General features: G+C 64.1%; 16 protein-coding genes. 7 read left to right on the top strand and 9 right to left on the bottom strand.

The annotated features are described in order from the left end of the window. Positions 1–4 precede the first annotated feature (4 nt). Positions 5–1,441, top strand: a complete 1,437-nt coding sequence (locus tag J5M73_RS21760) for an FAD/NAD(P)-binding protein (protein ID WP_102864476.1) — start codon at positions 5–7, stop codon at positions 1,439–1,441. Positions 1,442–1,566: 125 nt separating this feature from the next. Here J5M73_RS21760 and J5M73_RS21755 read toward each other — a convergent pair whose 3' ends face one another. The 5 genes from J5M73_RS21755 to J5M73_RS21735 all read right to left on the bottom strand — a co-directional run bounded on the left by J5M73_RS21755 (position 1,567) and on the right by J5M73_RS21735 (position 6,784). Further along, positions 1,567–2,676, bottom strand: coding sequence for a Gfo/Idh/MocA family oxidoreductase (locus J5M73_RS21755; RefSeq protein ID WP_102864477.1), 1,110 nt, complete (start codon positions 2,674–2,676; stop codon positions 1,567–1,569). A gap of 230 nt (positions 2,677–2,906) precedes the next feature. Next, on the bottom strand, positions 2,907–3,674 hold the full coding sequence (locus tag J5M73_RS21750; protein WP_102864478.1) for an SDR family oxidoreductase: 768 nt from the start codon (positions 3,672–3,674) through the stop codon (positions 2,907–2,909). Between the two features lie 39 nt (positions 3,675–3,713). After that, on the bottom strand, positions 3,714–4,781 hold the full coding sequence (locus tag J5M73_RS21745) for a phosphotransferase family protein (protein WP_102864479.1): 1,068 nt from the start codon (positions 4,779–4,781) through the stop codon (positions 3,714–3,716). A gap of 321 nt (positions 4,782–5,102) precedes the next feature. Further along, positions 5,103–6,053, bottom strand: coding sequence for a 2-hydroxyacid dehydrogenase (locus tag J5M73_RS21740; protein ID WP_102864480.1), 951 nt, complete (start codon positions 6,051–6,053; stop codon positions 5,103–5,105). 191 nt (positions 6,054–6,244) lie between these two features. After that, positions 6,245–6,784, bottom strand: a complete 540-nt coding sequence (locus tag J5M73_RS21735; protein WP_102864481.1) for a cysteine hydrolase family protein — start codon at positions 6,782–6,784, stop codon at positions 6,245–6,247. Between the two features lie 501 nt (positions 6,785–7,285). On the opposite strand from J5M73_RS21735, the gene J5M73_RS21730 reads away from it, so the two are divergent. Next, positions 7,286–8,566, top strand: a complete 1,281-nt coding sequence (locus tag J5M73_RS21730) for a serine/threonine transporter (protein WP_102864482.1) — start codon at positions 7,286–7,288, stop codon at positions 8,564–8,566. A 342-nt stretch (positions 8,567–8,908) separates the two neighbouring features. Beyond that, a complete protein-coding gene (locus J5M73_RS21725) occupies positions 8,909–10,588 on the top strand; it encodes a SulP family inorganic anion transporter (protein ID WP_102864483.1) in 1,680 nt (559 codons plus the stop codon). A 147-nt stretch (positions 10,589–10,735) separates the two neighbouring features. Here the strand turns inward: J5M73_RS21725 and acnB are convergent, their stop codons facing one another. Further along, a complete protein-coding gene (gene acnB, locus J5M73_RS21720; RefSeq protein WP_102864484.1) occupies positions 10,736–13,336 on the bottom strand; it encodes a bifunctional aconitate hydratase 2/2-methylisocitrate dehydratase in 2,601 nt (866 codons plus the stop codon). Positions 13,337–13,745: 409 nt separating this feature from the next. Here acnB and J5M73_RS21715 point away from each other — a divergent pair, with 409 nt between their 5' ends. Next, positions 13,746–14,213 (top strand): DUF1289 domain-containing protein, encoded by a 468-nt coding sequence (locus tag J5M73_RS21715; RefSeq protein WP_102864485.1) that lies wholly within the window; start codon positions 13,746–13,748, stop codon positions 14,211–14,213. 113 nt (positions 14,214–14,326) lie between these two features. Here the strand turns inward: J5M73_RS21715 and J5M73_RS21710 are convergent, their stop codons facing one another. Then, a complete protein-coding gene (locus tag J5M73_RS21710; RefSeq protein WP_102864486.1) occupies positions 14,327–15,190 on the bottom strand; it encodes a universal stress protein in 864 nt (287 codons plus the stop codon). Between the two features lie 292 nt (positions 15,191–15,482). Between J5M73_RS21710 and miaE the strand changes: the two genes are divergently transcribed. From miaE to J5M73_RS21695, 3 genes are all read left to right on the top strand, one after another. Continuing rightward, positions 15,483–16,088, top strand: a complete 606-nt coding sequence (gene miaE / locus J5M73_RS21705) for a tRNA isopentenyl-2-thiomethyl-A-37 hydroxylase MiaE (RefSeq protein WP_092315271.1) — start codon at positions 15,483–15,485, stop codon at positions 16,086–16,088. 185 nt (positions 16,089–16,273) lie between these two features. Continuing rightward, a complete protein-coding gene (locus J5M73_RS21700) occupies positions 16,274–16,984 on the top strand; it encodes a winged helix-turn-helix domain-containing protein (protein ID WP_102864487.1) in 711 nt (236 codons plus the stop codon). Then, positions 16,985–18,274 carry an ATP-binding protein gene (locus J5M73_RS21695; protein ID WP_102864488.1) on the top strand — a complete coding sequence of 430 codons (1,290 nt, stop codon included), beginning with the start codon at positions 16,985–16,987 and terminating at the stop codon, positions 18,272–18,274. Positions 18,275–18,337: 63 nt separating this feature from the next. Here the strand turns inward: J5M73_RS21695 and J5M73_RS21690 are convergent, their stop codons facing one another. After that, entirely contained in the window at positions 18,338–19,138 is an 801-nt protein-coding gene (locus J5M73_RS21690) for a MipA/OmpV family protein (RefSeq protein ID WP_115582287.1), read from the bottom strand. A gap of 6 nt (positions 19,139–19,144) precedes the next feature. Continuing rightward, positions 19,145–21,166: a serine hydrolase domain-containing protein gene (locus J5M73_RS31895; RefSeq protein ID WP_243433883.1), complete on the bottom strand. Its 2,022-nt coding sequence runs from the start codon at positions 21,164–21,166 to the stop codon at positions 19,145–19,147. Between the last annotated feature and the right edge of the window lie 107 nt (positions 21,167–21,273).

Genomic DNA, 21,273 nt, shown 5'->3' with positions numbered 1-21,273 from the left:
TGCCATGAGCCAGAACCACACCCCACCGACCATCCCGGCCGACCCTGATGCGGACATTCTGATTGTCGGCGGTGGCCTGAGTGGCGCCTTGCTGGCCGCGCAATTGCTGCGCCGGCCGGGCCGGCGGCGGATCCTGGTGATCGAGCCGCGCCGCGAGCTGGGTCGCGGCGAGGCCTACAGCGCCGTGGAGCTGGGGCACACCCTGAACGGCAACGCTGCGCGCATGAGCGTCGACCCGGACAACGCCGACGACCTGACCCAGTGGCTGACCCGGCACATTGCCGAGGGCGGCTGGCCCGAGTCGGATCGCCAGCATGTGCCGGTCAGCGAACTGTTTCCGCCCCGCGGGCTGTTTGGCGTCTATGTCCAGCAGCGGCTGGCCGAGGCGCAAGCACAGGGCCGGGGGCAGGGCTCCTCGGTGAGCCATGTGCAGGGCGAAGCGGTGGACCTGGAAATCGAACCTGACGGCGTGCTCCTGACCCTGGCCGATGGCCGGCAACTGCGGGGTGCGCGGGCGGTGCTGGCCACCGGCATGTTCCCCGCGGCGCGCACGCCACAGACCCGGTCCAGCGGCCTCAACGCCGCCGCGCTGGACCCCTGGGACGTGGCCGCCATGGCCCGCCTCGATCCCTGGGCGACGGTGCTGATCATTGGCTCCGGGCTGACCATGGTCGACGCCGTGGTGTCCCTGGAACAGGCCGGGCATCGCGGGCCGATCGAGGTGTTCTCTCGCCATGGGCTGTTGCCGCACGTGCGTCGCCAGCCGCCGGCCTGGGAGGATTTTCTCGCCGCCGACCCGAGCCTGCGCAGCCCCCGGCAGTTGTTCCGGGCGCTGCGGCGCCAGTGCCAGGCGGCGCAGGCCCGGGGCATCGACTGGCAAGCGCCGCTGGACACGGTGCGGGTCCATATCGGGCGCTTGTGGAGCCAGGCCAGCGAGGCGCAGAAACGCCAGTTCGTGCGGCATGTGCGGCCCTGGTGGGAGAGCCACCACCATCGCTCGCCGCCCTTGAGCGCGGCGCTGGTGGCGCGCCTGCAGGAGCAAGGCCGGTTGCGGGTGCATGCCGCGTGCTACCAGGGGCTGGAGGCGGGCGCCGACGGCCGCCTGGCGATCCGCCTGCGCTATCGCGGCAGCCCGGACAGCGTGCGCGTACCGGGCGATGCCCTGATCAACTCCAGCGGCATCGAATACGACTGGCGCCGGGTGGCGCGGCCCTTGCCGCAGCAACTGCTGGCTCGCGGCCTGGTCACCCCCGGTCCGCTGGCCCTGGGCATCAGCGCCACGGCGGACGGCGCCGTGCACGATGCCCGGGGCCAGGCATCCGCGCGCCTGTTCGCCCTGGGCCCACCGTTGCGCGGCCTGTGGTGGGAAAGCACCGCGGTCACCGACGTCGCCCTGCAAGCCAAGGCCCTGGCCGCGCGCCTGGCCGCATTGCCCTTGTAGCCGCTGCCGCAGGCTGCGAACGGCCCGCTAGGGCCGCGGCGTTCTTGAGGTTGCTGCGGGTTCGGCGGGCGATCGTCAAGCAAGGTCCTGCGGACCTTTGCGCAGCTTCGCGGGCTCAGCAGCGGCTACAGGAGGGGGACCCAGCGCTGTTCTTGGGCGGCGGTGCGGATTGCCGCGGCCAGGCGCTCTATTTCCCAGGCCTCGGCGAAATCCGTGCCGTCCCGGCCCTGGCCGCACAGGGCCATGATCAGTTCATGCACTTCCAGGGTCTTGAGTTCGTTGTAGCCCAGTTGATGCCCGGGGGCCGGGCTGAAAGCGGCGTAGCCGGGCAGGTCGGGCCCGGCCAGCAGGCGCTGGAAGCCTTTCTGTCCGACCCGGTACAGGCGCAGTTCGTTGAGCCGTTCCTGGTCGAAGGCCAGGGTGCCCAGGGTGCCGCTGATCTCGAAGCTCAGGTGGTTTTTGTAGCCATGCTTGATCCAGCTGCTGCTCAACGTGCCCCGCGCACCATTGGCGAAACGCAACAAGGCGTGGGCCTGATCGTCCACGGCAATATGGCGCCGTTCCTGGCTGCCGGCGTGGGTCGGTCGTTGCTGGTGCACTGTCTGCACATCGGCGCACACCGCCTGCACCGGCCCCATGAGAAAGCGCGCCATGGCCAGCAGGTGGCTGCCCAGGTCCGCCAGGGCGCCGCCGGCGTGCTGCGGGTCGCAGCGCCAGGACCAGGGTGAATCCGGGTCGGCCATGAAGTCTTCGCTGAACTCGCCCTGGAAGCTCACCAACTGCCCCAGCTCGCCCTGGCCGATCAACTGCCGGGCCAGGGCGATCATCGGGTTGTGCTGATAGTTGTAACCGACCCGGGTCACCACCCCAGCGGCCTGGGCGGCGTGGTGCATCTGCCGGGCCTCATCGACGCTGATGGCCAAGGGCTTTTCGCAGTACACCGCCTTGCCTGCCGCCACGGCCGCCATGGCCATGGGGAAATGCAGATGGTTGGGGGTGGTGATGGCCACCAGATTGACCCGGGGATCGGCGATCAATCCTTGCCAGTCGCTATGGGCCCGGGCAAAGCCCCAGGCCCCGGCGCAGTGCTCGGCGCGCTGCGCATCGGCATCGGCCAGGGCGGCCAGGTGAAGGCGCACCGGCAGTTCGAACACTGCGCCGACGCTGCGAAACGCCAGGGCGTGGGCCCGGCCCATGAAGCCGGTCCCGATCAAGCCAATGCCAAGTTCATCCATAGCCGCACCTGCAGAATTATTGTTTTAGGAAGGTCTAGTTATGGAATAAATATTCGTTAATTGCAATTGCTGGAATTAAAATTTTGACGGGCGCTGTAGGAACCGGCTTGCTGGCGACAGGGCCCCTGTGGCTTGCGCTGGGTTCAAGGTCCTGTTCGCTGGCAAGCCCGCTCCCAAGGCAAATGAAAAAGGCAGCCCGGAGGCTGCCTTTTCGGTGGTGCAAGCGGGCCTCAGGAGAGGAAGCCGCCGTCCACGTTCAGCGCAACACCGGTGGTGTAGCTGGAGGCATCGCTGGCCAGGTAGAGCACCGCGCCGGCCATTTCGCTCGGGTCGGCCACGCGCTTGAGGGGGATCTGCGCCAGGGCGGTCTTGAGGATGGCGTCGTTCTTCACCAGGGCCGAGGCAAACTTGGTGTCGGTCAGGCCCGGCAGCAGGGCGTTACAGCGGATGCCGAACTGTGCGCATTCCTTGGCGAAGACCTTGGTCATGTTGATCACCGCCGCCTTGGTCACCGAGTAGATGCCCTGGAAGATCCCCGGCGAGATGCCGTTGATCGAGGCGACGTTGATGATGCTGCCGCCGCCGTTGTCGCGCATCAGCTTGCCGGCTTCCACCGACATGAAGAAATAGCCGCGGATATTGACGTCGACGGTCTTCTGGAAGGCCCCTAGGTCAGTGTCCAGGACGTTGCAGAACTGCGGGTTGGTGGCGGCGTTGTTGACCAGGATGTCGAGGCGGCCGAACTGCTCGCGAATCCCGGCGAAGACCTGGCTGATCTGCTCCATTTCACCGATGTGGCAGGCAATCGCCGTGGCCTTGCCGCCAGCGGCGATGATGGCGTCGGCCACGTGCTGGCAGCCTTCGAGCTTGCGGCTCGACACGATCACGTGGGCCCCTTGCTGGGCCAGGAGCTTGGCAATGGCTTCACCGATACCGCGGCTGGCACCGGAGACGAATGCGATTTTGCCGTCGAGGTCGAACAACTGAGTCTTGGACATGGTTTTTCCTTGCTGGGTTGTCGGGCGCCGAGGGCGCGGTCAGAGGCTGGATTTTTCGATGACCTGCAGGCTCATCTGCTCCAGCAGTTTGTTCATGTGAATGAACTGCGCGAAGCGTTTGTCCTGGGTCTGGCCGTGGTAGAAGCGGTAGTAGATCTGCTGCACGATGCCGGCCAGGCGGAACAGGCCATAGGTGTAGTAGAAGTCGAAATTGCCGATTTCGATTCCCGAGCGTTCGGCGTAGTAATCGACGAATTCCTGGCGGGTCAGCATGCCCGGCGCGTTGCTCGGCTGGCGCCGCATCAGTTGCACCGGCGCCGGGTCGGCGGCCTCGATCCAGTAGGCCAGGGTGTTGCCCAGGTCCATCAGCGGATCGCCCAGGGTGGTCAGTTCCCAGTCCAGCACGCCGATGATCTGCATCGGGTTGTGGGGGTCGAGGATGACGTTGTCGAAGCGGTAGTCGTTATGCACGATGCTCGAGGTTGGGTGGTCGGCGGGCATCTTGTCGTTGAGCCAGGCCTTCACGGTTTCCCAGTGCGGCGCATCGGGGGTCAGGGCTTTCTCGTAGCGCTCGCTCCAGCCCTTGATCTGACGCTGCACATAGCCTTCAGGCTTGCCCAGGTCGCCCAGGCCGCAGGCGTTGTAGTCGACCCGATGCAGTTCGACGAAACGGTCGATGAAACTCTTGCACAGGGCTTGGGTCTTGCTGGCATCCAGGCCCAGTTCCGCCGGCAGGTCGGAGCGCAGGATGATGCCCTTGACCCGTTCCATGACATAGAACTCGGCGCCGATCACCGACTCGTCGGTGCAGTGCACATAGGCCTTGGGGCAGTAGGGGAAACCGTCCCTGAGCTGGTTGAGAATGCGGAACTCGCGGCCCATGTCATGGGCGGACTTGGCCTTGTGGCCAAACGGCGGGCGGCGCAGGACGAACTCCTGATCCGGGTACTCCAGCAAGTAGGTGAGATTCGAGGCACCGCCCGGGAACTGGCTGATTTGCGGTGTGCCGCTGAGGCCGGGAATATGCGCCTTGAGGTACGGATCGATCAGGTTGGCATCGAGCTCCTCGCCAGGGCGAGTACGGGTGGATTGGTCTGTAAGCGCCATGCTTATCCCTTCTGCTTATTCTGGAGGCCAGAGATTATTGACTAATCTAATGCGCCTACCGGCCCCTCACAATCGCGGCGGGCCTTTATAGGTGCGCGTGTTGCCGGACAATCATTGCTTTTGATACAAGCGTTTGAATTTACCCCCGTACTTCCACGATCTGGTAGCACCAAGCCCCCACAGGAGCCGGCTTGCCAGCGAAGGGAGCGTCATGACGCAGCCGCGTTTGAGACGGCTTCCCTGGCTAGCCCGCACTTTCCCAAACCATGCAGGCCCAGAGGCAAGCCGCCCCACGAGCATAGGCGTTGCCCAGGGGATGGGTCAGTTGGGTGTCGGCAGGGGAAGAGGGGTCAGCAGGGGCCGGCCCTCGAAGTGGGCCAGCAGGTTCTGGCCGACCATGTCCACGGTGTCGCGGCTGGCCTGGGGCGAAAGGCCGGCGACGTGGGGCGTCAGTACCACATTGTCCAGGCCCTTGAAACCGTCCGGCACTTGCGGTTCGTCATCGAACACGTCCAGGGCCGCGCCGGCGATCCGCCGCTGATTCAGGGCCTGCAGCAGGGCGTTGGTGTCCACCACGCTGGCCCGGGCGATGTTCACCAGGAAACCTTCGGCGCCAAGGGCTTGCAGCACTGGCTGGTCCACCAGATGCCGGGTGTCGGCGCCGCCGGGGGTGGCAATCACCAGGGCATCCGAGTCCCGGGCCAGCTCCAGCAGGGTCGGGCAAAAGCGGTAGGGCTGGTCCGTCCGGGGCTGACGGCTGTGATAACTCACGGTCATGTCGAAACCCAGGGCGCAACGCCGGGCGATGGCCTGGCCCACGGCGCCCAGCCCGAGGATGCCCAGGCGCATGCCGGCCACGGAAGGGCGCAGGACCTTTGGCCATTGCCCCTGGCGCACGGCGGCATCGGACTGGGGAATGCCCCGCACCAGAGACAGCAGCAGGGCGAGGGCATGATCGGCCACCGACGAGGCATTGACCCCGGCGCCGTTGGTCACGGCAATCCCGCGGTTGCTGGCCGCTTGCAAATCGACGTGTTCGTAGCCGGCGCCGATCACGCAGATGATCTGCAGCCGGGGCAGGGCGTCGATTTCCGCTGCAGTCAGTCCCAGTGGGCCGCGGGTCAGCACGGCGTCGATCCGCCCGGCATGGTCCTGGATGGCCCGGGCCCGTTCGGCGGGGGTGGGCGCCAGGATCAGGTGAAAGCCCTGCTGTTCGAGCAGCGGCAGGTAGGCGTTGACGTTTTCAACCAGGACCAGGACGGTGGCACGCATCAAGGGATTCCTTGTGAATAGCTGAAATGGCGCAGGGGAGGCGGTGCACGGCTTCGGGCGAGGCGCGCAGCAGGCCGGCGCGAAGGCTCAAGGGTGCGGGTTGCGAGGGAATTTGGCAATGCTCGCCGGCACCGTTCCCGGGGGAATCACGCCATGTTCGGCGTGCCCGGGGCGGTGTGGGGACGATGGGGTCAGAAGGTCACATCGGCGGTCGTGGCCAGGCGCACGAAGGCGCCGTTGAGGGTGGCGTTATGGTGGGCGATGATTTTCTTCGCCCCCAGCACGGGCGTGTCCATGCAGGTATGGGCGTCCTCCACCAGCACGGCGGCAAAGCCCAGGTCGCCGGCGGCGCGGCAGGTGGCATCGACGCAGTACTGGGTCTTCATGCCGACGATCACCAGCTCATTGACCTGGGCTTCCTGCAGGCGCTCGGCCAGCCCGGTGCCGACAAAACAACTGGGGCGGGCCTTGTCCAGTACGCAGTCCAGTTCTTCATCCACTTCCAGGGTCGGCAGCAGTTGCCAGAGCGGGCTGCCGGCGGCAATCGGCGATTCGGCGGGGCCGGTATGGCGCACGGCGAAGATCGGCGCCCCGGCCTGGCGGGCGCGGCGGATCAACTGGTTGATGTTTTCCAGGGTCTGTTCGCGCTTGTAGGGCTTGTCCGGTCCGTTGAAAAGGCCAACCTGCATGTCGATGACCAGCAGGGCACGCTTGGCGTTGGATAAAGGCATCTTGTCTCTCCTTGTAGTGCCAGCTGGACGGAGAAACAAAAGGCCCCGTCCATTGCTGGCGGGGCCTTGGTTTTACTGTGCTTGCATCATCCCGCACAGCTACCACACGACCCGCCGTAGGCAGTCGTGGTGGTAGAGGTAGGGTTGAGCGCGTAGATATTCATGGGGCCCGATCATGCCGCCTGGCCGTGAATCTTGTCAACGCAGCCCAGCGCGCGTCGGCTTGCCGAGGAACAGGTACCTGGGATGTGCATCGCCTTCGCGGACGCTTGCGCCGGCAAGCCGCTGCCTGGGGGAGGCGTGAGAGGGCCGGGCCAGAGGCTTCGCCACGGCAAAAAAATACATCTGCACCGTACAAACCGTTCCTCAGCTAAGTCTATGCAGCGCTCGCGGAATCCCGGACAATCGCGCCCCCTCTGTTTCGGTCGGGGTTCTGTCTGTCGGGTACTCCGACGCGCCCTGATCGAATGGCAAACGACCGGAATGTGGAGATCCCACCGGATGAATGATCAGGCCAACAGCGTTGATCAACGCTTTGAAACGGCGACCCCAGCGACCCTGAGTAGCTGGAACCGCCAAGACACCACCTGGATGCTGGGCCTGTTTGGCACCGCCATCGGTGCCGGTACCCTGTTTCTGCCCATCAATGCCGGTATCGGCGGTTTCTGGCCGCTGTTGATCCTGGCGCTGCTGGCCTTCCCCATGACTTTCTATGCACACCGCGGCCTGACCCGCTTCGTGCTCTCCGGGCGTGACGGTGCGGACATCACTGACGTGGTGGAGGAGCATTTCGGCCTCACCGCCGGTGCCCTGATCACCTTGCTGTACTTTTTGGCGATCTTCCCGATCCTGCTGATCTACAGCGTGGCCCTGACCAACACCGTCGACAGCTTCATGACCAACCAACTGCACATCGCGCCGCCACCGCGCGCGATCCTGGCCCTGGTGCTGATCTTCGGCCTGCTGGTGGTGGTGCGATGCGGCGAGCAGGTGATCGTCAAGGCCATGAGCCTGATGGTCTATCCGTTCATCGTGGCCCTGCTGTTCCTCGCGGTGTTCCTGATCCCGCACTGGAATGGCGGCATCCTTGCCACCGTCAGCGATGTCCCGGCGCCTTCGGCCTTCCTGCATACCCTGTGGCTGGCGATTCCGGTGATGGTCTTCTCGTTCAACCACTCGCCGATCATCTCGGCCTTTGCCGTGGACCAGAAACGCCGCTATGGCGTGCATGCCCAAGAGCGCAGCTCGCAGATCCTCTCGCGTGCCCACCTGCTGATGGTGGGCATGGTGCTGTTCTTCGTCTTCAGCTGCGTGCTGACCCTGAACCCGGCGCAACTGGCCGAAGCCAAGGCACAGAACCTGTCGATCCTGTCCTACCTGGCCAACCACTTCCAGAACCCGACCATCGCCTTCGCCGCGCCGTTGATTGCCTTCGTGGCCATCGCCAAGTCCTTCCTGGGTCACTACATCGGTGCCAGCGAAGGCCTCAAGGGCCTGATCGGCAAGAGCGGCCGGCGTCCTGGGGCGAAAACCCTGGACCGGGTCACCGCTGCCTTCATGCTGGTGATCTGCTGGGCCGTGGCGACCCTCAACCCGAGCATCCTGACGATGATCGAGACCATGGGCGGCCCGGTGATCGCGGCGATCCTGTTCCTGATGCCGATGTACGCCATTCGCAAAGTGCCGGCCATGGCCCGCTATCGCGGCCAGGCCTCCAACGTCTTCGTGACCCTGGTGGGCCTGGTGGCCATTACCGCCCTGGTGTACTCCCTGGCTTCGTGAGTTGCGCGACGCGCTGGCGGGTGCCTTCGCTGGCATTCCACACCTGCGCGACGCTCACCGCCTGGAGCCGGCTTGCCGGCGGACAGGCCCTCAAGCCTGACGCGATTGCTGGCAACACAACCAACGCCGCCGGTGCTCACAGCACCGGCGGCGTTGTCGTTCAAGGCATTGATCAGGATCGTTTGCGGCCTTGAATAAAGGGCTAAGCTGGTGCTCTTATTGCTGCCCGAAACCCGCCAATGGCCACTCCCGTCACACGGGCTGCAATCTGGCCCAAACGCGTTGATGCCGTTGGGCGACACCCTCTGAATTCGAATTTTGCCTTGTCACGGATGAACCCGATTGGCCACTGAACCCCTCACCCAGCCAACTGTTGCCCCCAAGCGCAGCCGTGACCTGCTGGCCGGCTTGTCCATCGCCGGCCTGTTGCTGCCGGAGGCTGTGGCCTATTCCGGTATTGCCGCCTTGCCGCCCCAGGCCGGGGTCATCGCCCTGTTCGCCGGGCTGCTGTGCTACGGCCTGCTGGGCAGCAGCCGCTTCGCCATTGTCTCGGCCACGTCCTCATCGGCGGCGGTGCTGGCTGCTGCCACCTTGTCCCTGGCAGAGGGCGACGTGCAGCTGCGCCTGAACCTGGCGTTCGCCCTGGTGCTGCTGACTGGAGGCTTCTTCCTTCTGGCGGGACTGTTTCGCCTCGGCGGCGTGACCGCGTTCATTGCCAAGCCGGTGCTGCGCGGCTTCGCCTTCGGCCTGGCCGTGACCATCATCCTCAAGCAGTTCGCCACCATCGTGGGGGTGCACCTGAGCACCGGCAATCTGGTGCGTTTTCTGCCCCAGTTGCTGGAGCAGTGGCCGCAGTGGAACTGGGCTGGCGCGGCGGTGGCGGCATTGGCCCTGCTGGTGCTGGCGATCTGTTCGCGGATTCCCTACGTGCCCGGTGGGCTGGTGGCGGTGGTGATCGGCATTGGCGCCGGGCAATGGCTCGATCTGCCGGCTCATGGGGTGGCCCTGATCGGGGTGATCGAACTCAAGTTGCAGGTGCCGAGCCTGCCGGACCTGCCCTTTGCCGACTGGCTGCGCCTGGGGGAACTGGCGTTTGCCCTGGTGATGATCCTGTATGCCGAGTCCTATGGCTCCATCAGCTCCCTGGCGCTCAAGCATGGCGACCGGGTCTCGTCCAACCGCGACCTGCTGGCCCTGGGCGCTGGCAATCTGCTCTCCGGTCTGTTCCATGGCATGCCGGTCGGCGCCGGTTATTCGGCCACTTCCGCCAACGAAGCGGCCGGGGCCCGCTCGCGGCTGGCCGGGCTGACCGCTGCTGCGGTGATGCTGATCATCGTTCTGACGGTGCTGCCCTATATCGCCCTGACCCCGGAGCCGGTGCTGGCGGCGATCGTCATCTACGCCCTGGGCCATGGCCTGAGCCTGCAACCGCTGGGGCGCTATTTCATCTGGCGCCGAGATCGGTTGCTGGTGATCTGTGCAGTCACCGCGGTGCTGGTGCTGGGGGTGCTGGATGGTTTGCTGCTTTCGGTAGGGGTGAGCATTCTGTTGATGCTGCGCCAGTTGTCGGCGGCGGATATCCAGATCCTCGGTCAATTGGGCAGCGGACATGATTTTGTCGACCTCAGCCGCCACCCTCAGGCGCGGCAGGTGCCGGGGGTGCTGATTCTGCGTCCGGGGGAGGCGCTGTTCTTCGCCAATGCCGAGCGCATCCTGGGCGGTGCCTTGCACCTGATCCGGCACGTACAGACGCCGATTCACACGGTCATTCTCAGCCTGGAAGAGTCGCCGAATCTGGACGGCACCAGCATCGAGGCCCTGGACGACTTCTTCCGTCAGGTCCGCCTGGAGCACAAGCGCCTGGCCCTGGCCCGGCTCAAGCACAGGGCCAAGGAAGCCCTGGCGGGCCTGCCGTCGACTGCCGAGCATCAGGTGTTGCTCAGTGGCACCAGCGTCGACGATACGCTGCAGGAAAGCCTGCAGATCTGGAGCGGTCAGGCTCAGGCGGGACTCTGGCATTGAGTCTTGGCGCTTGGGTGTATCGCGCCTGGCCTGTTGCAGCGCAGCTCAGGGCGAACGAGCGGGCAGGGCAGTCAGCAAAAGTTACAGGCATAAAAAAACGCCGCGTATCGTGGAATACGCGGCGTTCTTTTTTACAACGCTAGAGCCTTAGGCTTGCACCACCGGGATCTTGGCGTTGGCCGCCGCTTCACGGAACTCGGCGATCTGGTCGAAGCTCAGGTAGCGGTACACGTCCGCTGCCATGCTGTCGATCTTGCCGGCGTATTCCATGTACTCCTCGACGGTCGGCAGGCGACCCAGGATCGAAGCCACCGACGCCAGCTCGGCCGAAGCCAGGTAGACGTTGGCGCCATCGCCCAGACGGTTCGGGAAGTTACGGGTCGAAGTCGACACCACGGTCGAGTTCGGCTCAACGCGGGCCTGGTTACCCATGCACAGCGAGCAGCCCGGCATTTCCATGCGCGCGCCAGCCTTGCCGTAGATGCCGTAGTAGCCTTCTTCGGTCAGTTGGTGAGCGTCCATCTTGGTCGGCGGCGACAGCCACAGACGGGTTGGCAGCTGGCCCTTGACCTGATCCAGCAGCTTACCGGCGGCGCGGAAGTGACCGATGTTGGTCATGCAGGAACCGATGAACACTTCGTCGATCTTCTGGCCAGCGACGCTGGACAGCAGGCGAGCGTCGTCCGGGTCGTTCGGCGCGCAGAGCACAGGCTCCTTGACGTCGGCCAGGTCGATCTCGATGACTTCGGCGTACTCGGCGTCCTTGTCGGCTTCCAGCAGCTCAGGGTTGGCCAGCCAGGCTTCCATCGCTTGAGCGCGACGCTCCAGGGTACGGGCATCGCCGTAGCCTTCGCCGATCATCCAGCGCAGCAGGGTGATGTTGGACTTCAGGTACTCGGCGATCGACTCTTTGGACAGCTTGATGGTGCAACCGGCAGCCGAACGTTCGGCCGAGGCGTCGGACAGTTCGAAGGCTTGCTCGACGGTCAGGGTTTCCAGACCTTCGATCTCCAGGATGCGGCCGGAGAAGGCGTTCTTCTTGCCTTTCTTCTCGACGGTCAGCAGGCCTTTCTGGATCGCGTAGTAAGGGATGGCGTGGACCAGGTCACGCAGGGTGACGCCAGGCTGCAGCTTGCCCTTGAAGCGAACCAGGATCGACTCCGGCATGTCCAGTGGCATGACGCCAGTGGCGGCGGCGAAGGCCACCAGGCCGGAACCGGCCGGGAACGAGATGCCGATCGGGAAACGGGTGTGGGAGTCACCACCGGTGCCGACGGTGTCCGGCAGCAGCATGCGGTTCAGCCAGCTGTGGATGATGCCGTCGCCCGGACGCAGGGACACGCCGCCACGGGTCATGATGAAGTCGGGCAGGGTGTGGTGAGTGGTGACGTCGATCGGCTTCGGATAGGCCGCGGTGTGGCAGAACGACTGCATCACCAGGTCGGTGGAGAAGCCCAGGCAAGCCAGGTCCTTGAGTTCGTCACGGGTCATTGGACCGGTGGTGTCCTGGGAGCCGACGGTGGTCATCTTCGGTTCGCAGTAGGTGCCTGGACGTACGCCAGTCACGCCGCAAGCCTTGCCGACCATTTTCTGCGCCAGGGTGAAACCCTTGGTGCTTTCAGCTGGGGCTTCAGGCTTCTTGAACAGGTCGGATGGCGGCAGACCCAGCTCGGCGCGAGCCTTCTCGGTCAGGCCACGGCCGATGATCAGCGGGATACGGCCGCCAGCACGGACTTCGTCGAGCAGCACCGGGGTCTTCATTTCGAAGGTGGCCAGGACTTCGTCGCTGTTGTGCTTGGTGACTTTGCCTGCGTGCGGGTACAGGTCGATCACGTCGCCCATGTTCATCTTCGACACGTCGAATTCGATCGGCAGGGCGCCGGCGTCTTCCATGGTGTTGTAGAAGATTGGAGCGATCTTGCTGCCGAAGCAGAAGCCGCCGGCACGCTTGTTCGGCACATAAGGAACGTCGTCGCCGAAGAACCACAGCACCGAGTTGGTGGCCGACTTACGGGACGAGCCGGTGCCGACCACGTCGCCGACGTAGGCGATCGGGAAGCCGTCGTTGCGCATCTGCTCGATCTGTTTCATCGGGCCGATGGAACCTTGCACGTCAGGCACGATGCCGTCACGGGCCATTTTCAGCATGGCCAGGGCGTGCAGCGGGATGTCCGGACGGGACCAGGCGTCAGGTGCAGGGGAGAGGTCGTCGGTGTTGGTTTCGCCGGTGACCTTGAACACCCGCAGGCTGATCTTGTCGGCCAGTACCGGGCGGTTCTTGAACCACTCGCCGTCGGCCCAGGATTGCAGTACGGCCTGGGCATGAGCGTTGCCGTTCTTGGCTTTTTCCGCGACGTCGTGGAAAGCGTCGAACATCAACAGGGTGTGCTTGAGTTGAGCGGCAGCCACCGGCGCCAGCTCGGCGTCGTCCAGCAGGTCGACCAGGGTCACGATGTTGTAGCCGCCCTGCATGGTGCCCAGCAGTTCTACGGCGCGCTTCTTGTCGATCAGAGGGGAGGAGGCTTCGCCTTTGGCCAGCGCGGAGAGGAAACCGGCCTTGACGTAGGCGGCTTCGTCGACTCCTGGTGGAACGCGGTTGGTGATCAGGTCAACGAGGAAAGCTTCTTCGCCAGCCGGGGGATTCTTCAGCAGCTCGACCAGGCCTGCAGTTTGTTCGGCGTTAAGCGGCTGGGGAACGATACCCAGTGCTGCGCGCTCTTCGATATGTTTGCGGTAGGCTTCAAGCACAGTTATTACCCTCATCAGTGGTCCCAAATGGGTGTCCGGGACGCTCATCCCGAAATTGCCGTACTCATGCGCTGCGTGGCGTTGTGGGCCACTTAGCCAGAATTACCGACAATTCCTTACAGAAGCTGCTTTCAAAGTTTTACGCCTGCAGAACGGGGAGCTGATGAGGGTTGGCGCTGGATTTTTCCCCGCTGGAAAAACCCCTCGCCAACACCGCTCTGAAGGAACGACTGTGCTCGTGACGCTTTGAAAACAGCTTCAAACGGACATTGGCGCCTAAAAAGGCTGGCTGATTCTACGGCAAAAAAAATCTAAACGTAAGTTGCTGTATTGAAGTTTGAGGGGTGATCAATCTTAGACAAAGGGCTAACATTGCCGACTGTTTTGCCTTTGCGTGTGTTGTTTTTCTATGCCCAATCAGACCATCAAGACCCCTTGCGTCGGCCTCTGCTCCACCGTCTACGGCGACCTGGTGTGCCGCGGCTGCAAGCGTTTCCATCACGAAGTGATCAACTGGAACGGTTACAACGAGGAGGAGAAACGCGCGGTCTGGTTGCGTCTTGAACAACTGCTGGTGCAGGTGATGACGGCCAAGCTGGAAGTCTTTGACCCGGCGCGTCTGCGCGGGCAACTGGAGCAGCGCAAGATCCGTTTCGTGCCGCACCAGTCCGAGTATTGCTGGGCCTATCAGCTGATTGCCCGGGGCGCGCGGGTGATCAACCAGCTCGACGCCTACGGCATGGCGCTGTTGCCGGAGTTCCGTGACTGGGGCCTGCCGGAATTGCGTGACGCCATCGATCGGGAATTCTTCCTGCTGTCGGAAGCCCACTACCAGCGCTACATCGCCCCGGGGTTTCTCAAGGACGCCCTGGGCTGAGAGGTTCGTCGGCCAGCCACTTCCTGCGCAAAGGGTGCTGCAGGCGTGGGCTTGCCAGCGACAGCGTCGTCATGGGCGACGCAGGTTAGGCGCTGGCGTTGCGGGGAAGGGGCTCAGACTTTGGCGGCGAGTTCTTCCAGATGGTCCATGATGTCCGCCGGTTTGAGCACCAGCACGTCACTGTCCAGGGAGTCGAGCACCACTTCGGCGGTGTTGCCGATCAAGGCCCCCGACAACCCGGTACGGGCCACGGTGCCGATGATGGTCAGCACGGCCCCCAGCTTGTGGGCCATATGGGGAATCAGCACGTCCGCCGGACCTTCCTCGATATGCAGGTGCGCATCGTCGATGTCGAACTCGGCCTGGAACGCCCTGCATTCCTCGCGGTAGCGCTTCTCGATGGTTTCCTTGAGCTGGAACACCGGGTCGGATGCCGAAAGCATCGGTGATGGATGGGCGCTGATCACGTGCAGTTGAGCCCTGGCCAGGCTGGCGATGTCGAAACCATAGTCAACGATGCTGGCATGCAGGGTGCGGTGTTCGCCGTCCATGTTGCCGACATCGATGGCCGCCATGACCACGCCACCGGCCCAGGGGGTGGCGGTCTTGACCAGCAGCACCGGGGTTGGGCAGTAGCGCAGCAGCTTCCAGTCCGCCGGGGTCAGCAGGACTTTCTTCAGCGGATTGTCATGGGAATGCTGCTTGATCACCAGGCCGCAACCCTCGGCCTGCTGCACGTCGATGATGGTTTCATGCAGGCTCTCGTTCCAGGCCTGCTCGGTGGTGACGCTGTAGCCTTCGCCGGTCAGGCTGCTCTTGAGCACGCTGAGCAGCGCCGAGTGTTCGTGTTTCTTGTCGCAGACCAGCAGATGCAGGTGGGCCTGGGTGACCCCGGCAATCAGCTTGGCGCGCTTGAGGGCCAGACTTTCGCCAGGCGTGGGATCGATGACCACCAGGATGCTGCGGATACTTTGCATGATCGGGATCTCCAGGAAAGGGATGAACGGTTAGGGTCTGTTCCCGTTTGGCCCAGCAACGCGGCTCGTCACCAAACGGCAACAGACCCTGGCGTGCACAACTATAGTTGCTGGCGCCCGCGCCGCATGTTGATGCATATCAAGCGCGGCCGCTGGTGGTCTGCGACGTGGCCGGTATAATCGCCAGCCTTTCGCTGTGAAGCCTTATTTGTCTCGTGAGCCTCATGTTATCGATCACTGATAGTGCCGCCATTGCTCGCCTTGCTGTGGCGGATTGCTCGGAAATGCGCCGATGAACTTTCCGGAAATTCATGACTTCCTCGGCTGTCGGACTCCCGACGCCTGGGTCCAGGCGGCCCTGGCCGACCAGGAAACCCTGCTGATCGACCACAAGAACTGTGAGTTCAAGGCCGCCAGCACCGCCCTGAGCCTGATCGCCAAGTACCATTCCCATGTCGACCTGATCAACATGATGTCGCGTCTGGCCCGGGAAGAACTGGTGCACCACGAACAGGTCATGCGCCTGATGAAACGACGCAAGGTCGAGCTGCGCCAACTGCATGCCGGGCGCTACGCCTCGGGCCTGCGCAAGGTGGTGCGCAGCCATGAGCCGGTGAAGCTGGTGGACACCCTGGTGGTCGGCGCTTTTATCGAAGCCCGCAGTTGCGAGCGCTTCGAAGCCCTGGTGCCACACCTGGACGAGGAGTTGGGCAAGTTCTATTTCGGCCTGCTCAAAAGCGAGGCCCGGCACTATCAGGGCTACCTGAAGCTGGCCTACCAATATGGCGACGCCAAGGACATCGCCCAGGTGATCGACAAGGTGCGGGCCGCCGAGCAGGAGCTGATCGAGTCCCCGGACCCGGAGTTCCGCTTCCACAGCGGCGTACCGGCCTGGTAAGGCACAACCCTTGTGTCGCTGCCCTTGTGTAAAAACAGGGGCAAATTGTTAAAAACTCTTAAAAGAATGAAACTTTGCGCAAAACCGCGATAAGTCGCTGGTTTTGCCACGACCTTAGCCTTTTTTTAACCTCGGTCCTTCTATAATGCGCGCACTCAAAATTGTGTGCTTGCGAACGGGAAGGTATGGAAAACCTGGGTCTTGGCAAAGTCCTGCTGGTGGAAGATGACGAGAAGCTCGCCGGGCTGATTGCCAGCTTCCTGTCCCAGCATGGCTTTGAAGTGCTGACGGTGCACCGGGGCGATGTGGCCTTGGCGGCGTTTCTCGAATTCAAACCGAAGCTGGTGGTGCTCGACCTGATGTTGCCGGGCCAGAGTGGCCTGCACGTGTGCCGGGAAATCCGCGCCGTGGCCGATACCCCGATTGTCATCCTCACCGCCAAGGAAGACGACCTGGACCACATTCTCGGCCTGGAGTCCGGCGCCGACGACTATGTGATCAAACCCATCAAGCCGGCGGTGCTGCTGGCGCGGCTGCGGGCCCTGCAGCGGCGCCAGGTGCCGGAGTCGAGCGCCTTGCGCGGGGCCCTGGAGTTCGGCGTGCTGAGCATCGACCGCAGCAGCCGCGAGGTGCGTCTGTCCGGCGAGCCGATCGAACTGACCACCATGGAGTTCGAGCTGCTCTGGCTGCTGGCCAATGCGGCAGGCAAGACCCTGTCCCGGGATGACATCCTGAACCGCATGCGCGGCATCGAGTTCGACGGTCTGAACCGCAGCGTCGACGTCTACATCAGCAAATTACGCGGCAAGCTCAAGGACAACCCGCGCGAGCCGGTGTGCATCAAGACCGTGTGGGGCAAGGGCTACCTGTTCAATCCATTCGCCTGGGAGATTTGAATGCTGCGGCTGTTTCTGGGGCTCTACCTGTTCCTGGCCTTAGGCTTTGCCGGAGCCATGACCGCGGTGCAACACATCTTCCTCAACTACCTGGCGGTGGACCTGATCGAGGCCTACAACCGCGATGCGGTGCGCGGGCCGGCCTATAGCCTCAGCGAGCAGCTGCGGCCCTTTGACGAGGCCGGGCGTCAGCATCAACTGGAGTTGCTCAAACCCCATTACGGGCTGGGGCTCAAGCTGGTGCAGGCCGGCGAGCTGGACCTCAACCAGAAGGAGCGGGCGCTGCTGAGTGCCAAGCAACTGGTGGTCCGGGATGATTTCAACGAATTCATTTCCAGCATCGACGACGGTCCCCAGTTACTGAGCATCAAGCTGCCGGAAGACCCACCCCTGACCCTGCTGTACAACATCGCCGCCTATGCCTTGCTCGGCACGCTGCTGGCCATCGTCCTGTACTTCTGGGTGCGCCCGCACTGGCGCGACCTGGAGCGCCTGCGCCTGGCCGCCGAGCGTTTTGGCGGCAATGACCTCAGCACCCGCCTGCAACTGTCCCAGCGTTCCAACATTCGCGACCTGGCCCAGCACTTCAACCGCATGGCGGCGCGCATCGAGGGCCTGATCGCCAACCAGCGCGAGCTGACCAACGCGGTGTCCCACGAGTTGCGCACGCCCATCGCGCGGCTGTCTTTCGAGCTGGACCAGTTGCAGCAGCAACCGGACCCGGAGGAAAACCGCGAACTGATCGCCGACATGTACGCCGACCTTGGCGAACTGGAGGACATGGTCTCCGAGCTGTTGTCCTACGCCAGCCTGGAGCACGGCGCGGCCACCATCAGTCGCGAGAATATCCAGGCCCAGAGCTGGCTCGACAGCGTGGTCGGCAGTGTCGCCCTGGAGGCGGAAGCGGCGGGGGTGCAGTTGCTGATCCGCTCCTGCCAGGTCGAGTACGTGCGGATCGAGCCACGCTTCATGGCCCGGGCGGTGATCAATCTGTTGCGCAACGCCATTCGCTACGCCGACCGGCGGGTGGAAGTGTCCCTGGTCCGCCTGGAGCAGGGCTACGAAGTGCGGGTCAATGATGACGGGCCCGGCGTGCCGGTGGACGGACGGGAGAAAATCTTTGAACCCTTTTCCCGGCTCGACGCCAGCCGCGACCGGCGTACCGGTGGCTTCGGCCTGGGCCTGGCCCTGGTGCGACGGGTTTCCCAGTGGCATGGCGGCAAGGTCGAGGTGGTGGATTCGGAGTGGGGCGGGGCCTCGTTTCGCCTGACCTGGGCCCATGTCGATTAGCGGCAGCGGCAAGCTTCAAGCCGCCAGTTCGCTGCTTGCCGCTTGCCGCTCGAAGCCTACCGCTTAAAAGCTGTACTCAAGCTGGGTGCCCAGCACCGTCTGCATGCGCCGATCGACGATCGGACTGTCGCCGGCTTCCTTGCCCAGGTACTGCAGGGACAGCAGGGTCGAAAGCTTGGTCTGCTCGTTGAGGGGCAGGCTCCATTCCAGGTCCAGGCCATTGCTCACCAGCCCGCCCTTGGCGCGGTAGGCGCTGAAGCGGCTGTTGGCGGCCTGGGTGCCGCTCACGCCGTACCAGGTCTGCATATAGTCGGCATTGCCGAACAGGCTGTTGAGGCTGGCATCGAGGCTGCCCAAACGTCCCTCGTACAGGTTGGTGCCAATGCTCAGCTGCAGCTGGCTGTAAGCCGAACCGGTGTCCTTGTTGTCATTCTTCTTCACTGCGTGGGTCACCGTGGCTCCCAGTTCGAACGGGCCCAGGTCGTAACCCAGGTGTGCGCCGAACTGTGCACGTGACTTGATCTGGCCCATGCCCTTGAGCCGCTTGGAGCCTTGGCCCAGGTGGTTCTTGTCGCGCCGTTCTTCGCTGGGGCCGACCCAGGTGCTGAACGACAGGTCGCCCCATTCATGGCCCCAGCCCAGTCCCTGGTCGGTGTTGAGGAAGAGGCCATAGGGGCTGATGATTTCGCCGCCGAAAATCGGCGCCACGGTGCGCTCGTCACTGCCGCTGTAGCGCGGCACGCTGGCCACACCGCCGCGCACGCCATATTTCCAGTCCTCGGCATGCAGCGCTGCAGACCCTGTGGCCAGGCCGAGGGTGCCCGCCCAAAGGGCGACGGTGGTGCAGCGTTTCAGGCTTTTCATAGTGTTTTAGAACCTCAGGTAGTGGGGGGTGTAGATACGTTTGAAGGAGTAGCCGAGGACGTTGACCCCGTTGACCTGGCGGCGCACGGTGTCGCCCAGCCCGGGGCCATGGCCGGCAATCACCGCATGGGCGTTGTCCACCGGAGCCAGGATGTAATCGGTGAGGGTGCGACCCTGTTGCAGGCTGCGGATCATCAGGAAGCCGTCTTCCAGGGCGATGCTGACGCCGTTCACGGGGGCGTTGGCTTCGTCATCGTTGAGGGCGTGATAGGTGCCGACCATGGCCAGCCAGTTGTCGGGCAGGGGCACCGGGTCGATCCGTTCCCCCATGGCCAGTAGCTGGCCGTGGCGCTTGGCGGTAAACACCCGGTTGCCCTGAACGTTCATGACGTCCAGTTGCACCCGCCCCAGGTCGCCCAGGTCCTGCTGCCACAGGCCGAGGATTTTCTTCTGCGCCCGCAGCCAGCCGTGTTCGTCGCGCAGCAGCTCGAAGCGCGTGCCGGCCAGTTCGCCAAACAGCCGCTGGTTCTGGTCCTTGATGCGCAGCACGCCCCAGGTCGTGGCATAGAACCCCGCCAGATGCTGGCGGTCGGCGGCTTCCGGCACCCGGCGCCGCGGGGGGGGCTGGTCGGAGCCGTTCTGGTCTGAGCCCTTCTGGTCAGTGCGACTCTGGACGGAGCTACTCAGTAGAGGGCTATCCACTACGGAGCTATCCACTACGGAGCTATCCACTACGGAGCTATCCAGTACGGAGCCATTCGGGACGGAGCCATTCTTGACGGAGCCATTCTTGACGAAGCCATCCTGGCCGGAATCGTGCTGAACGCAGCCCTGCTGAACAGGGCCGGCTTGCATCCCTCCGGGGGCGCCATGGGCCTGCTGCAGCATGCGCAGAATCTGCGGCACCAACGGCTGGGCCAGGGCTGCGCCGGAGCCGGAATTGCTCATCACGATCACCGCCAGTTGCTGCTCCGGGAGCACGCTGATCCGGGCGTGGAAATCATCGCCGGAGCCACTGCGCTGCCAAGTGCCAACCCCCGGGTTGACCCACTCATCGCCACAGGGCGAGAGGAACCAGCCCAGGCCCACCTGACAATCGAAATCCAGCGGGTTGCCGCTGTTCTGCGGACGCACCATCTCCTTGATCGAGGCCGGCGAGAGCAACGCCTGGTGCTTGTAGCTGCCCTGGGCGAAGAGCATGCGCACGAAGTGGCTCAGGTCCCGTGGATTGCTCCACAAGCCAGCGGCGGACAGGTCGCGCACCAGGACATCATTGCTGCGGGAGCCGTCGGTATAGCCTTGGGTGCGGTAGGGTTGTGCGCCGCTGCCGCCTATGAAACTCGACTGGCTCATGCCCAGCGGGCGCAGCAGGCTTTTTTGCAATTGCATCTCGAAATCCAGGCCGCTGCTGCGTTCCACCGCCGCGCCCAGCAGGGCGTAGCCCAGGTTGGAGGGGGCGGTCCGGGTGCCCGGGGCATTGTTCAGCCAGACCCCGCTGACCTTTCTCGGCAGCTCGTTGAGGGCCTGGGGCGTACGTGAATCGCGCAGGTACTCGGCGGGCATCCCGGCCTGATGGCTGAGCAGACGGCGCACGGTCACGGCCTGGTCGGCGGCGTTCTGGTCCTGGTGAAAGCGCGAGCGGACGTAGAATTCCTTGAGGCTGTCCTGCAGGGGCGCATCCAACTGCAGGCGTCCCTGTTCCACCAGTTGCATGACCGCCGTAGCGGTCAGCAACTGCGACAGGGCGCCGGCACGAAACGCGGTGTTCTCGGTCACCTGCAGGCCCCGTGCCTGGTCGGCAAACCCGAAGCCCCGGGCCCAGATCAGCTCCTGGCCGTCCACCAGGGCGATGGACAGCCCCGGGACCTGGTGCTCGGCCATCTCCCGGGGGATGTACTGCTTCAAGTAGCTGATGATGCTGGCGTAGTCGCCGGGCGCTATGACCGGCGGCGCAGGTGGTTGGCCATTGCAGCCGAGGCTGCTCAGCAGGATGCCCAGCAGTGGCAGGCCGAGAAGTTTGGGGGACATGCAGCACCCGACCGGAAATTCGATGAGCGGATGCTAGGGAAGGGCGCCTGAGGAGTCTTTGGCAGCTTTGTCTGGAAACTGTCAAAGAGTGTTAAGCGAAGGCGGCC

Origin of the sequence: Pseudomonas sp. 50_B, from assembly GCF_017491625.1 — a bacterium.
Lineage (GTDB): Bacteria > Pseudomonadota > Gammaproteobacteria > Pseudomonadales > Pseudomonadaceae > Aquipseudomonas > Aquipseudomonas danubii.
Note: the sequence above shows the minus strand (reverse complement) of the source record. Positions and strands in the feature narration are given on the sequence as shown.

Coding starts and splice junctions, on each gene's coding strand:
- J5M73_RS21760 (WP_102864476.1), top strand. CDS start 5: ATGAGCCAGAACCACACCCCACCGACCATCCCGGCCGACCCTGATGCG.
- J5M73_RS21755 (WP_102864477.1), bottom strand. CDS start 2,676: ATGGATGAACTTGGCATTGGCTTGATCGGGACCGGCTTCATGGGCCGG.
- J5M73_RS21750 (WP_102864478.1), bottom strand. CDS start 3,674: ATGTCCAAGACTCAGTTGTTCGACCTCGACGGCAAAATCGCATTCGTC.
- J5M73_RS21745 (WP_102864479.1), bottom strand. CDS start 4,781: ATGGCGCTTACAGACCAATCCACCCGTACTCGCCCTGGCGAGGAGCTC.
- J5M73_RS21740 (WP_102864480.1), bottom strand. CDS start 6,053: ATGCGTGCCACCGTCCTGGTCCTGGTTGAAAACGTCAACGCCTACCTG.
- J5M73_RS21735 (WP_102864481.1), bottom strand. CDS start 6,784: ATGCCTTTATCCAACGCCAAGCGTGCCCTGCTGGTCATCGACATGCAG.
- J5M73_RS21730 (WP_102864482.1), top strand. CDS start 7,286: ATGAATGATCAGGCCAACAGCGTTGATCAACGCTTTGAAACGGCGACC.
- J5M73_RS21715 (WP_102864485.1), top strand. CDS start 13,746: ATGCCCAATCAGACCATCAAGACCCCTTGCGTCGGCCTCTGCTCCACC.
- J5M73_RS21710 (WP_102864486.1), bottom strand. CDS start 15,190: ATGCAAAGTATCCGCAGCATCCTGGTGGTCATCGATCCCACGCCTGGC.
- miaE (WP_092315271.1), top strand. CDS start 15,483: ATGAACTTTCCGGAAATTCATGACTTCCTCGGCTGTCGGACTCCCGAC.
- J5M73_RS21700 (WP_102864487.1), top strand. CDS start 16,274: ATGGAAAACCTGGGTCTTGGCAAAGTCCTGCTGGTGGAAGATGACGAG.
- J5M73_RS21695 (WP_102864488.1), top strand. CDS start 16,985: ATGCTGCGGCTGTTTCTGGGGCTCTACCTGTTCCTGGCCTTAGGCTTT.
- J5M73_RS21690 (WP_115582287.1), bottom strand. CDS start 19,138: ATGAAAAGCCTGAAACGCTGCACCACCGTCGCCCTTTGGGCGGGCACC.
- J5M73_RS31895 (WP_243433883.1), bottom strand. CDS start 21,166: ATGTCCCCCAAACTTCTCGGCCTGCCACTGCTGGGCATCCTGCTGAGC.